This window comes from Pseudomonas sp. PI1 (assembly GCF_000812405.1).
GTDB lineage: Bacteria > Pseudomonadota > Gammaproteobacteria > Pseudomonadales > Pseudomonadaceae > Pseudomonas > Pseudomonas citronellolis.
Window position 1 is genome coordinate 1 of sequence record NZ_JWMC01000012.1, and the last position, 12,224, is coordinate 12,224.

The 12,224-nt window shown below is 67.1% G+C and carries 11 protein-coding genes; 3 read left to right on the forward strand and 8 right to left on the reverse strand.

Annotation, left to right across the window (positions count from 1 at the left end):
- Nucleotides 1-170: 170 nt before the first annotated feature.
- The 8 genes from RN02_RS05210 to RN02_RS05245 all read right to left on the reverse strand — a co-directional run bounded on the left by RN02_RS05210 (nucleotide 171) and on the right by RN02_RS05245 (nucleotide 7,870).
- Nucleotides 171-1,106, reverse strand: coding sequence for a glutathione S-transferase family protein (locus tag RN02_RS05210; RefSeq protein WP_043313455.1), 936 nt, complete (start codon nucleotides 1,104-1,106; stop codon nucleotides 171-173).
- Nucleotides 1,107-1,180: 74 nt separating this feature from the next.
- On the reverse strand, nucleotides 1,181-1,480 hold the full coding sequence (locus tag RN02_RS05215; protein ID WP_043313457.1) for a GIY-YIG nuclease family protein: 300 nt from the start codon (nucleotides 1,478-1,480) through the stop codon (nucleotides 1,181-1,183).
- Nucleotides 1,477-2,175 carry a glutathione S-transferase C-terminal domain-containing protein gene (locus RN02_RS05220; protein ID WP_043313459.1) on the reverse strand — a complete coding sequence of 233 codons (699 nt, stop codon included), beginning with the start codon at nucleotides 2,173-2,175 and terminating at the stop codon, nucleotides 1,477-1,479. Before RN02_RS05220 ends, RN02_RS05215 begins: the two co-directional genes overlap by 4 nt.
- 492 nt (nucleotides 2,176-2,667) lie before the next feature.
- Nucleotides 2,668-3,384 (reverse strand): phosphatidylcholine synthase, encoded by a 717-nt coding sequence (pcsA, locus tag RN02_RS05225; protein WP_099049080.1) that lies wholly within the window; start codon nucleotides 3,382-3,384, stop codon nucleotides 2,668-2,670.
- Nucleotides 3,385-3,645: 261 nt separating this feature from the next.
- Nucleotides 3,646-4,419 (reverse strand): amino acid ABC transporter ATP-binding protein, encoded by a 774-nt coding sequence (locus RN02_RS05230; protein WP_043273076.1) that lies wholly within the window; start codon nucleotides 4,417-4,419, stop codon nucleotides 3,646-3,648.
- Nucleotides 4,420-4,431: 12 nt separating this feature from the next.
- Nucleotides 4,432-5,529 (reverse strand): amino acid ABC transporter permease, encoded by a 1,098-nt coding sequence (locus RN02_RS05235; protein WP_043313461.1) that lies wholly within the window; start codon nucleotides 5,527-5,529, stop codon nucleotides 4,432-4,434.
- A gap of 9 nt (nucleotides 5,530-5,538) precedes the next feature.
- Complete coding sequence (locus tag RN02_RS05240; protein ID WP_043273080.1) at nucleotides 5,539-6,723, reverse strand: amino acid ABC transporter permease; 1,185 nt, start codon at nucleotides 6,721-6,723, stop codon at nucleotides 5,539-5,541.
- A gap of 118 nt (nucleotides 6,724-6,841) precedes the next feature.
- Entirely contained in the window at nucleotides 6,842-7,870 is a 1,029-nt protein-coding gene (locus RN02_RS05245; protein ID WP_043273082.1) for an amino acid ABC transporter substrate-binding protein, read from the reverse strand.
- Nucleotides 7,871-8,338: 468 nt separating this feature from the next.
- Here RN02_RS05245 and RN02_RS05250 point away from each other — a divergent pair, with 468 nt between their 5' ends.
- The 3 genes from RN02_RS05250 (at nucleotide 8,339) to rhlB (ending at nucleotide 11,753) form a co-directional block, all read left to right on the forward strand.
- A complete protein-coding gene (locus RN02_RS05250; protein ID WP_009616116.1) occupies nucleotides 8,339-8,992 on the forward strand; it encodes an alpha/beta hydrolase in 654 nt (217 codons plus the stop codon).
- A gap of 179 nt (nucleotides 8,993-9,171) precedes the next feature.
- A complete protein-coding gene (locus RN02_RS05255) occupies nucleotides 9,172-10,110 on the forward strand; it encodes a GGDEF domain-containing protein (protein ID WP_009616115.1) in 939 nt (312 codons plus the stop codon).
- Between the two features lie 104 nt (nucleotides 10,111-10,214).
- Complete coding sequence (gene rhlB, locus RN02_RS05260; protein WP_009616114.1) at nucleotides 10,215-11,753, forward strand: ATP-dependent RNA helicase RhlB; 1,539 nt, start codon at nucleotides 10,215-10,217, stop codon at nucleotides 11,751-11,753.
- The last annotated feature ends 471 nt before the right edge of the window (nucleotides 11,754-12,224 follow it).

Genomic DNA, 12,224 nt, shown 5'->3' on the forward strand with positions numbered 1-12,224 from the left:
TATGCTTTTTCATGGACTCACCCTCACTGTCGGTGGCTTCTTAGACCGCCACCGTGGCGCCTCGACGCCTCGGTGAGGGTGAGTCCATCCAATTACAAGGGAATGGCGTGAAGGGAATGGCGTGGCTGGCGCTTTTCGGGCCAAAGGCCAAGGGCCGTGACTCCTGCGTTTCAGCGCGCCTCGACGGCGAACCCCAGCCGCGGGAAATGCACATGCACCACCCCGGCGCGCGGGTCCTCGCGGCGCAGGATCAGTTCCTCGCTGCCCACGTGCAGCAGTTCCCCCTCCACCGGATCGACGCCGTAGTCGGTCGCCGCGATGGCCACCCGCTGGCCGGCCCGCAGGCCGTTGGCGTCGCTGAACGGCTCGTCCGGCAGCGCCGCCGGCTGGCTGTCGCGGGCCACGGCGATGGCTTCCTCGCCGCTCATCTCGCTGTGCGCGCCATGGCCGAAGCCGAGCACCCGGCCCAGCCAGGCCACCACCGACGGGTAGGCGTCCACCAGCGGCGAGGTCACCGGAGTGGCCTTGACGAACCAGAGCACGTGGGCGACGGCGAAATCCGCCACGGACGGCTCGCCGAACAGGAAGTCGCCCTCCTCCCGCGCCAGTTGCTGCTCCAGCCGCGCCATGAACACCGGCCATTGCTGCCGCGCCTGCTCGGCCGGCAGGCGCGCGGCGCTGCCGCCGCTGAACAGCTGGCTGCGGTCGGCGACGAAGGCCTTGAGGAATTCCGGCGGCAGCTTGCCGAAGCGCACGGCGATGGACTCGGGCTGGAACACCAGGCTCACGCCATGCTGGAACAGCACCGAATCGGCCCAGGCGGCGAAGGCGGCAACGCTGAACTCCTGGCCCTCGGGGAACAGCGCCGGGGTGGCCTTCTCCTGCTCCAGGCGGCGGGCGATCAGTGCGGTATCGCAGTAGACGTCGGCCCCCACCTGCAGCACCGGCGTCTTGCGGTAGCCGCCGGTGAGCGCCAGCAGGTCGGGCTTGGGCATGATCGGCGGGATCAGCACCGAGCGCCACGACAGCTGCTTGAAGCCCAGCAGCAGGCGGGCCTTCTCGGCGAAGGGGGAGGTCGGGTAGTGGTGCAGGATCAGCTCGGACATGCGGGGCTCCGTTGGCCGGCGTTGAGGGCCTTCCAGCTTACTCCGCCGCGGCGCGCGGTCCTACCCGGTCGAAGCTATGGACGGCCATCCGCCGCGCTGATGGCCAGGGCCGCGCCGGCCAGCGCCAGGCGTTCCTTGGCCGGCTTGCCCAGGGCCTTGATCGCCCGCTCGCGGCGCAGCGCCTCGCCCTTGCCGGCGCAGGCCTCGACGTATACCAGCGCCTGCGCCGGGCTGGAATGGAAGAAGCGCGCGCCACGCCCGCTGCAGTGCGCCTCGAAGCGCCGCTGCGGGTCGTCGCTGATGCCGCAGTAGAGCGCGCCGTTGGCGGCGCGCACCAGGTAGACGAACCAGGGCTTGGGCTCGGCCTGGGTCATGTCCAGACCCGCTGCTGCATGCGTTCGCAGTAGCCGACCAGGCGCTCGTATTCGCGCGCCATGTGGTTGAGGGGGGTTTCCAGGGTACACAGCACCAGGTTGGCGAGTATCCCGTAGGCCGCGGCATCGGCGCTGCAGGGCTGGGCGCCGCCGAAGTACGGCAGGTCGCCGAGCATGCCGTCGAGGGCGTCGAGGTCCTGGCGGGCGAAGCTCAGCAGTTCCTCGCGGCTGTGGGCGGTCAGGCCGCGGCCACGCATCTCGCCGCGGATCTTGCGGCGCACCAGCGCGCCGACCACCGGCCGCAGCGGCGCCGGGATGCCGCGCAGCAGCACTGGGGCGACCTGGCGCCAGCCGTCGTCCTCCAGCCAGCGGAAGTACACCAGCAGCGGCGCCAGGTGCTCGTCGCACAGCCGCGTGATCGACACCGCCCAGCCACGCCCGCGGGCGTCGAGGCCGGCGTCCAGGTCCAGGGCGAAGCGCTGCTGGAGGTCGTGGATGATGATCTCGGTATCGGCAACGGTCTGCCCCTCGACCTTGACGAAGGGCAGCTTGCCCTTGGGCCCCTTGCGCGGGTCCGTCACGTGCTGCACCTGGTATTCCAGCCCGGACAGGCGCAGGAAAGTCTCCAGCTTCAGGCAGAAGGGGCTGACGTTGGGCACATTGAAGGCCGGGGGGAACTGGAACAGGGTGATCATGGCGAGGCTTCCTGCGCGGGCTCGCCTGGTATTTAAGCGCATGCCAGGCGCCGCGGCGAGCCCTGTCGGAGTGCTATCAGACATGACAGGGTTCGCCGGGTGGCTCGGGTGCCGCCTCCGTAACGGTTCTGAAACCCGTCATTCCTGCGAACGTAGGGCGTATGAGCGTTCGCGGTTATCCGCCGTTGGTCGTGCCACCGGGGCGTCCGGCGTGGCCGGGGAATCCAATCGCGGACAGAGTCCGCTCCTACGCCGCCCAACCCAAGCCATTCCAATGTAGGAGCGCGCCCTGCGCGCGAAATCGCGGGCAGGGCCCGCTCCTACACCTTCCAGCAAATATGACACCCCGTAGGATGGGTTGAGCTTGCGAAACCCATGCGGTGACGCTGATGGGTATCGCTTCGCTCAACACCATCCTACGAAGAGCCATGCTCGCTCATGCCGTAGGAGCGGACTCCGCCCTGCGATGAAACCGGAACGCCCCGCCCTGCCTCAGTTGAACCACTCCATGGCCGTCCGCCAGACACACACGCCGACGAAATACGCCGAAGCCACGAACCACAGCCACAACAGCCAGGTCTGGTCCACCGGCTGCTGCAGGATCAGCAACGCGCTACTGAACATCCAGACGAAGGTCACCGCAATGTTCAGCGGCATGAACTGGCGCACCCGGAAGGGGTGCAGGAACTTCATCCGCGTCAGCGTCAGGGCCGCCAGCACCAGCACCGTGACCAGGCTCACCCACGGGCCGGGCCCGAGGACGAAGAAATACACCGCCACCACGTTCCAGGCCGCCGGGAAGCCGACGAAGTAGTTGTCCTTGCTCTTCATGTTCACGTTGCAGAAGCAGAACAGCGAAGACACCAGGATGACGCCGACGATCGCCAGCTCGCTGTGCACCGGCAGCGGCACGTAGCGGTAGATGAAGATCGCCGGGATGAACACGTAGGTGAGGTAGTCGATCACCAGGTCCAGGGTGGAGCCGTCGAAGTGCGGCAATACCGCCTTGACGTCGAACTTGCGCGCCAGGGTGCCGTCCAGGCCGTCCACCAGCAGGGCCGCGCCCAGCCACAACAGGCAGGCCTGCGGGCGGTTGTCGACCAGCGCGAGCAGCGCCAGCAGGGCCAGGATGACGCCGCTGGCCGTCACCGCGTGGGCGCTCCAGGCCTTGGCTTTGCTCAGGTTCAACGGAGTGAGGGTCAGGTTCACGGCGCTTCTCTTCAGTCAGGCGGCAGTGCGAGCTATTTCAACGTATAGCCCATCCGTGGGTTTCCACAGGATGCTCCTGGGTATCGGAACACCGATCCGACGGCCGAGTTCAGCCGGCCGGCCTTGGTGGGCGTGGAAAAGGCCAGGATACGCCGAAGCGCACCCGCAGCGCCAAGGGCGCTGACGAGCGTAGGACGGCTTTGCGACGGCTTTCGGACGCCAGGGATGCGGCGCGGCCCGCGGGGGCCGCGCCGCGCGGGCTCAGTGGATGATCTGGCTGAGGAACAGCTTGGTGCGGTCGGATTGCGGGTTGTCGAAGAACTGGTCCGGCGGCGCCTGTTCGACGATCTCGCCCTTGTCCATGAAGATCACCCGGTTCGCCACGGTGCGGGCGAAGCCCATCTCGTGGGTTACGCAGAGCATGGTCATGCCGCTCTGGGCCAGGCCGATCATGGTGTCCAGCACCTCCTTGACCATTTCCGGGTCGAGCGCCGAGGTGGGTTCGTCGAACAGCATGATCTTCGGCTTCATGCACAGCGCCCGGGCGATGGCCACGCGCTGCTGCTGGCCGCCGGAGAGCTGCCCGGGGAACTTGCCCGCCTGCTCGGGGATGCGCACCCGCTCCAGGTAGTGCATGGCCACTTCCTCGGCCTCGCGCTTGGGCATCTTGCGCACCCACATCGGCGCCAGGATGCAGTTCTGCAGCACGGTCAGGTGCGGGAACAGGTTGAAGTGCTGGAACACCATGCCGACCTCGCTGCGGATCGCCTCGATCTGCTTGAGGTCGTTGGTCAGCTCGGTGCCGTCGACGATGATGCTGCCCTGCTGGTGCTCCTCCAGGCGGTTGATGCAGCGGATGGTGGTGGACTTGCCCGAACCGGACGGGCCGCAGAGGACGATGCGTTCGCCCTGGCGCACGGTGAGGTTGATGTCCTTGAGCACGTGGAACTGGCCGTACCACTTGTTCACGCCCTTCATCTCGATCATCACGTGATCGCCGATGGCCGGGACGGTCTTGTTGCTGGCTTCAGACATGATGACGAACTCCTAACGCTTGTGGCCGGTGTCCAGCTTGCGCTCCAGGTGCATGGAGTAGCGGGACATGCCGAAACAGAAGACCCAGTAGACCAGCGCGGCGAACACGTAGCCCTCGGTGGACATGCCCAGCCAGGCCGGGTCCGCGGTGGCGCGCTTGATGCTATTCAGGAAGTCGAACAGGCCGATGATGATCACCAGGCTGGTGTCCTTGAACAGCGCGATGAAGGTGTTGACGATGCCGGGGATCACCAGCTTCAGGGCCTGGGGCAGGATCACCAGGCCCATCATCCGCCAGTAGCCCAGGCCCATGGCCGCGGCCGCCTCGTACTGGCCCTTGGGGATGGCCTGCATGCCGCCACGGACCACCTCGGCGATGTAGGCGGCCTCGAACAGCACCACCATCACCATGGCGCGCAGCAGCTTGTCCAGGTTCATGCCCTCGGGCAGGAACAGCGGCAGCATCACCGAGGACATGAACAGCACGGTGATCAGCGGCACGCCGCGCCAGAACTCGATGGTGGTGACGCACAGGACCTTGATCGCCGGCATCTTCGAGCGCCGCCCCAGGGCCAGCAGGATGCCCAGCGGCAGCGCCCCGGCGATGCCCACGGCGGCGATCACCACGGTCAGCATCAGGCCGCCCCACTGGCTGGTGGGCACGTTGTCCAGGCCGAGGAAGCCGCCGTGCAGCAGCCAGTAGGACACCAGCGGCAGCGCCAGCAGGTAGGCCAGGCCGTACTTGAGCTTGTGCTGGAACTGGCGCAGGAACAGCGGCGCGGCGCCGACCACCACCAGCAGCACGTTGAGGTCCACCCGCCAGCGCAGCGCCTCGGGGTAGAAGCCGTACATGTACTGGCCGATGCGGGTGCTGATGAACACCCAGCAGGCCCCCTCGCGGCTGCAGTCGGCGCGGCTCTCGCCGACCCAGTCGGCCTTGAACACGGCCCACTCCAGCAGCGGCGGGACGATCAGCCAGATGACGTAGAGCCCGACCAGGGTCAGCAGGGTGTTGATCCAGCTGGAGAACAGGTTGGCGCGCAGCCAGCCGATGACCCCGACGCTGAGCGCCGGCGGCGGCAGATCGGGCTTGAAGGTATGGTTTGCCATGGCGTCCCCCTAGCGTTCGATCAGCGCGATGCGCTTGTTGTACCAGTTCATCAGCAGCGAGATGCTCAGGCTGATGGCCAGGTACACGCTCATGGTGATGGCCATGGTCTCGATGGCCTGGCCGGTCTGATTGAGCACGGTGCCGGCGAACAGCGAGACCATGTCCGGGTAGCCGATGCCGGCGGCCAGCGAGGAGTTCTTCGCCAGGTTCAGGTACTGGCTGGTCAAAGGCGGCACTATCACCCGCAGCGCCTGCGGAATGATGATCAGCCGCAGCGTCTGCCCCGGGCGCAGGCCCAGGGAGCCGGCGGCCTCGGTCTGCCCGTGGCTGACCGCCTGGATGCCGGCGCGCACCGTCTCGCCGATGAAGGCGGCGGTGTAGATCGACAGCGCCAGGACGATGGACACCAGCTCCGGGATCACCACCCAGCCGCCGCGGAAGTTGAAGCCCTGCAGCACCGGCACGTCCCAGTGCACCGGCACGCCGGCCACCAGGATGGTCAGCGCCGGCAGCACGATCAGCGTGGCCAGGCCCGTGAGGAACACCGGGAAGGTCTTGCCGGTGGCGTGGCGGCGCACCTTGGCCCAGCGCCAGAGCACGGCCCAGGCGACGATGGCCAGGAGGACGGCGATGAGGAAGGCCGGCAGCGCCTCGGTGGCCACCGGCGCCGGCATCTGCATGCCGCGGTTGTTGAAGAACAGCAGACCGCCGACGCTCAGGCTCTGCCGCGGCCCGGGCAGTTGCGCGAGCACGGCGAAGTACCAGAAGAAGATCTGCAGCAGCGGCGGGATGTTGCGGAAGGTCTCGATGTACACCGTGGCGATCTTGCGCACCAGCCAGTTCGGCGACAGCCTGGCCACGCCGAGGACGAAGCCGATGATGGTCGCCAGGACGATGCCGATCACGGTCACCAGCAGGGTGTTGAGCAGGCCGACGAAGAACACCCGCCCGTAGGTGTCGGACTCGCTGTAGTCGATCAGGTGCTGGGAGATGCCGAAGCCGGCGCTGTTGCCCAGGAAGCCGAAGCCGGACTGGATGCCGCGGTGGGCGAGGTTGGTCTGGGTGTTGTCGAAGAGGAACCAGCCGAACGCCACCACGGCGACGACGGCGATGATCTGGAAGGCCCAGGCGCGCACGGCCGGGTCGCTGAGCGACAGGCCGCGCGGGCGCCGGGCTTTGACGGAATTCTGCATGTAAGCCCTCTCGCAGGCCGCCCCGGCGGGCACGGGGCTACGCCCGTGACCGCGCGGGGGACCTCACGTCGTTCGAAACAGGGCCCGCGCCCAGGATCCGGGCGCGGGCTGTGGGAGGTCAGCGCACCGGCGGTGCGTACTGCAGACCACCCTTGTTCCACAGGGCATTGAGGCCGCGCTTGATCTTCAGCTCGCTGCCTTCGCCGACGTTGCGCTCGAAGATCTCGGCGTAGTTGCCGACCTGCTTGACGATCTGCACCGCCCAGTCCTTCGGCAGCTTCAGGTCCTTGCCGTAGTCGCCCTCGGCGCCCAGCAGGCGGTTGATGTCGGGGTTCTTCGAGGACTTGGCCATCTGCTCGACGTTCTTCGAGTCGATCCCCAGCTCCTCGGCATTGAGCATGGCGAACAGCGTCCAGCGGACGATGTCGAACCATTCCTCGTCGCCCTGGCGCACGGCCGGGCCGAGGGGCTCCTTGGAGATCACTTCCGGCAGCACCACGTAGTCGTCCGGCTTGGCCAGCTTGATGCGCTGCGCGTAGAGCTGCGACTGGTCGGAGGTGAGCACGTCGCAACGCCCGGATTCCAGCGACTTGGCGCTTTCGTCGGAGGTGTCGTAGGTGATCGGGGTGTACTTGAGGTTGTTCGAGCGGAAGTAGTCGGACAGGTTCAGCTCGGTGGTGGTGCCGGCCTGGATGCACACGGTGGCGCCGTCCAGCTCCTTGGCGCTGCTCACGCCGAGCTTCTTGTTCACCAGGAAGCCCTGGCCGTCGTAGTAGGTCACGCCGGCGAAGTTCAGGCCCATGGCGCTGTCGCGGGAACTGGTCCAGGTGGTGTTGCGCGAGAGCACGTCGATCTCGCCGGACTGCAGCGCGGTGAAGCGCTCCTTGGCGGTCAGCGGAGTGAACTTGACCTTGCTGGCGTCACCGAAGACCGCGGCGGCGATGCCATGGCAGACATCGACGTCGATGCCCTTGTAGACCCCCTTGGAATCGGCGTAGGAGAAGCCCGGCAGGCCGTCGCTGATGCCGCACTGCACGAAGCCCTTCTTCTTCACCGCGTCCAGGGTGGCGCCGGCCTGGGCCATGCCGCTGAGCCCGAGGACGCTCAGAGCGGTCAGCACCGCCAGTGTGGATTTCACCATCTTCATCGATCACCTCCAGTTTGCTTTTATTCGTGTTGGAGTCCCGGCCCACTCGCCCTTGTGAGGCGCCGCACGGTCTGCTCCGGACCTTGCATCGAAGTGGAAACCTTAGGTCAGTCTAGCCGGCTCTGCGGATACGTCCGCTTCGCCGCCCAGGCTGCCCCGCTCGCGGATGACGCGAGCCGGACGTATTGCGGGGGCCGCCCTCACCTTGGCGGCCTGTTCAATGGGCTGCCCGCCCCGCCGACGGCACTGGTTTCCGGATGGGGGTCGGATAGAGTGTTACGCCGGCGGGACGGATCGCAGCCTGGTGCCTGAGTTAGCAAGGGCCGTACCAGAATGCTTCCCGCCCCCCGTTTCGGCGAAGGTCAAGTCGATAAGTTATGGCAAAGCGACATCCTTTTCGCAGATTCGCCGATCCTTTTTCCGGTGTGCGCGCCTTTGCGGCGCACATGCCCCATCCTGGAGCCCCCGATGAGCCAACCCCTGCTACTCGAACCCACCCAGCCGGCCGACTCGTGCGTCATTTGGTTGCACGGTCTGGGCGCCGACCGTTACGACTTCGAACCGGTGGCGCGCATGCTGCAGAAGGTCCTGCCGCGCACCCGCTTCATCCTGCCCCAGGCGCCCACCCGCCCGGTGACGGTGTTCAACGGCATGCCGGCGCCCAGCTGGTACGACATCAAGGCCATGGCGCCGGCCCGGGCCATCGACGAGGCGCAGCTGGACGCCTCGGCCGACGCGGTGATCGCGCTGATCGAGGGCCAACTGGCCGAGGGCATCGCGCAGCGGCGCATCGTCCTGGCCGGCTTCTCCCAGGGCGGCGCGGTGGTGCTGCACACCGGCTACCTGCGCTGGCCGGGCGAGCTGGGCGGGGTCATGGCGCTGTCCACCTATGGTCCGACCTTCGACGACGACCTGCAGCTGCCCGAAGCGAAGAAGCAGCAGCCGGCGCTGTGCCTGCACGGCACCTACGACGACGTGGTGGCGCCCGCCATGGGCCGCGCCGCTTACGACTTCCTCCTGCGGCAGGGCGTGGCCGTGCAGTGGCGCGACTACCCCATGGCCCACGAAGTCAGCAACCAGGAGATCGCCGACATCGCCGCCTGGCTGCGCGAGCGCCTGTGACGGCGCATTGCGGGCCTCTCGCGGGATAGTCGTCAGGCTGGGCCGACCGCTGGTCGGTCCACCACGCCAGCGAATTGCCAGTACGCAAAAGTCATTAATACTGAAGTTCCCGAAGGACGAACCAGACTACGGAGAGTCGTCGTGCCCCTCAGCGGAACCTGTCGAAAGCCCCACCAGCCATGAAGCCGACACAGTGGCAGCAGGATATCCAGCAGTTGCGCCACCTGCGGCTGTTCCAGAACGTCGCCGGGACCGCCTTGCAGCGGCTGCTCAACGAATTCCGCGCGCTGGAGCTGGAGGCCGGCGAGGTCCTGCTTTCGCCCTTCAACCGCAACCACTTCCTCTACCTGGTGCTCGAAGGGCAGCTCAAGGTCTACCTCGGCTCGCTGGACAATTCCCCGGTGTCCACCCTGGGCAGCGGCGACTGCGCCGGGGAAATCAGCTTCATCGACCATGACCACCCGTCGGCCTACGTGGTGGCCACCGAGGCCACCCGCGTGCTGCGCCTGCACCGCGAGGCGCTGCTGAGCCTGTTCGAGCACTCCCCGCAATTGATGCAGAACCTGCTGGAGATGCTCTGCGCGCGGGTGCGCCAGGGCAACCGGATCATCCTCAACACCGAGCAGAACGCCAACATCGACACCCTCACCGGGCTGTTCAACCGGCGCTGGCTGGAGCACGTCTACGAGCGCGAGAGCACCCGCTGCGCGTTCAACGAGCAGCCGCTGGCGATGCTCATGCTGGATGTCGACCACTTCAAGGACTACAACGACCGCCACGGCCACCTGGCCGGCGACTACGCCCTCTGCCTGGTGGCCCACACCCTGCGCAGCCAGCTGCGGCCCAAGGACAGCATGGCGCGCTTCGGCGGCGAGGAATTCGTCATCCTGCTGCCGGAAGTGAGCCTGGACGAGGCCCGCGCCATCGGCGAGCGCCTGCGCATGAGCCTGGAGCAGATCGACTCCTTCTATTCCCCGCTGGGCGCCCTGCCCGGCGTCACCGTGTCCCTCGGCGTGGCCGAGATGCACCTGCAGGAAAGCCTGCAGGGCCTGCTGCGGCGCGCCGACGAGGCCCTGTACCGGGCCAAGCAGCACGGCCGCAACCGCCTCTGCGGCTGATCCACGGCAGGCTTTGGCCGACGCCCCCAACGCACGGATTTCGCCTGGCTGGCAACTTGCTTTACACTGGCGGCCGTTCAATCCTTAACCACTACGAGATCACCGTGCTCAAGGCACTCAAGAAAATCTTCGGCAAGGGCGAGGGCGAGCAGCCCGCCGCAACGCCCACCCCAGCCCCCTCCTCCCCCGCAGCCGCCAGCCAGGACGGCGAACAGCGCCCGCGCAAGCCGCGCGCTCCCCGCCCCGAAGGCGAACGCAACGACAAGCCGCCGCGCCCGCCCAAGGGCGACAAGCCGCGCGGCGAACGCCAGGACCGCGGCGGCGACCGCCCGGAGAAGGCCGAGCGCACCGACAAGCCGCCGCGCGAAAAAACCGAGAAGACCGAGCGCCCGCGCCGCGAGCGCAAGCCCAAGGCGCAGGTTGTGGACAACTGGAAGCTGGAAGACTTCGTGGTCGAGCCGGCCGAAGGCAAGACGCGCTTCCACGACTTCAACCTCGACCCGCGGCTGATGCACGCCATCCACGACCTCGGCTTCCCCTACTGCACGCCGATCCAGGCGCAGGTGCTGGGCTTCACCCTCAGGGGCCAGGACGCCATCGGCCGCGCCCAGACCGGCACCGGCAAGACCGCCGCCTTCCTCATCTCGATCATCACCCAGCTGCTGCAGACGCCGCCGCCCAAGGAACGCTACATGGGCGAGCCGCGCGCGCTGATCATCGCGCCGACCCGCGAGCTGGTGGTGCAAATCGCCAAGGACGCCGTGGGCCTGGCCAAGTACACCGGGCTGAACGTCATGAGCTTCGTCGGCGGCATGGACTTCGACAAGCAGCTCAAGACCCTCGAATCGCGCTACTGCGACATCCTCGTGGCCACCCCCGGCCGCCTGCTGGACTTCAACCAGCGCGGCGAGGTGCACCTGGACATGGTCGAGGTGATGGTGCTGGACGAGGCCGACCGCATGCTCGACATGGGCTTCATCCCCCAGGTCCGCCAGATCATCCGCCAGACCCCGTACAAGGGCGAGCGCCAGACCCTGCTGTTCTCCGCCACCTTCACCGACGACGTGATGAACCTGGCCAAGCAGTGGACCGTGGACCCGGCCATCGTCGAGATCGAGCCGGAGAACGTCGCCAGCGACACCGTCGAGCAGCACGTCTACGCCGTGGCCGGCAGCGACAAGTACAAGCTGCTGTACAACCTGATCGCGCAGAACGACTGGACCCGCGTGATGGTCTTCGCCAACCGCAAGGACGAAGTCCGCCGCATCGAGGAACGCCTGACCAAGGACGGCATCAGCGCCGCGCAGATGTCCGGCGACGTGCCGCAGCACAAGCGCATCAAGGTCCTGGAAGGCTTCCGCGAAGGCAAGATCCGCGTGCTGGTGGCCACCGACGTGGCCGGCCGCGGCATCCACGTCGAAGCCATCAGCCACGTGATCAACTTCACCCTGCCGGAAGACCCGGACGACTACGTGCACCGCATCGGCCGTACCGGCCGCGCCGGCAGCACCGGCACCTCGATCAGCTTCGCCGGCGAGGACGACGCCTTCGCCCTGCCGCCGATCGAAGAGCTGCTGGGCCGCAAGATCACCTGCGAGATGCCGCCCGCCGAGCTGCTCAAGCCGGTGCCGCGCAAGCACTGATCCCCGCGCGAAACGGAAAAAGGCGAAGCCACGGGCTTCGCCTTTTTCGTTTCCGCCGGCGTTACGCCCGGTGACGCCAGGCGAGCGCGGTGACGCACCGGCGCGGTGCGCAACGCCCCATTCGTCCCGCCGGGTCCGCCGGGACGACGCCTCCCCTCTCCCCACCAAACAATGGCACCCGGCCATCGTCCTGCCTGGGCCCGGGGCTGGTAGCTGAGCAGATAAACGAACGGCCTGATCGATTTTGTTTACGTTCGTAAATAAATTTGCACGCTTCTTGCAGAATTTTTTACGACGCCTTTCAGAACAAGCCTTCGGAATCCCGCCCATGCCCTTGCGCGCCAAGCTCGCCCTCAGTTTCCTGCTCATCGGCCTCATCCCGGTGCTGGTCATGGCCATGGTGGTCTATCACCAGGCCAGCCGCGCCCTCGAAGAACAGAGCCTGAACGCCCTGGAGGCGGTGGCCAGCAT

Coding starts and splice junctions, on each gene's coding strand:
- RN02_RS05210 (WP_043313455.1), bottom strand. CDS start 1,106: ATGTCCGAGCTGATCCTGCACCACTACCCGACCTCCCCCTTCGCCGAG.
- RN02_RS05215 (WP_043313457.1), bottom strand. CDS start 1,480: ATGACCCAGGCCGAGCCCAAGCCCTGGTTCGTCTACCTGGTGCGCGCC.
- RN02_RS05220 (WP_043313459.1), bottom strand. CDS start 2,175: ATGATCACCCTGTTCCAGTTCCCCCCGGCCTTCAATGTGCCCAACGTC.
- RN02_RS05230 (WP_043273076.1), bottom strand. CDS start 4,419: ATGTCTGAAGCCAGCAACAAGACCGTCCCGGCCATCGGCGATCACGTG.
- RN02_RS05235 (WP_043313461.1), bottom strand. CDS start 5,529: ATGGCAAACCATACCTTCAAGCCCGATCTGCCGCCGCCGGCGCTCAGC.
- RN02_RS05240 (WP_043273080.1), bottom strand. CDS start 6,723: ATGCAGAATTCCGTCAAAGCCCGGCGCCCGCGCGGCCTGTCGCTCAGC.
- RN02_RS05245 (WP_043273082.1), bottom strand. CDS start 7,870: ATGAAGATGGTGAAATCCACACTGGCGGTGCTGACCGCTCTGAGCGTC.
- RN02_RS05250 (WP_009616116.1), top strand. CDS start 8,339: ATGAGCCAACCCCTGCTACTCGAACCCACCCAGCCGGCCGACTCGTGC.
- RN02_RS05255 (WP_009616115.1), top strand. CDS start 9,172: ATGAAGCCGACACAGTGGCAGCAGGATATCCAGCAGTTGCGCCACCTG.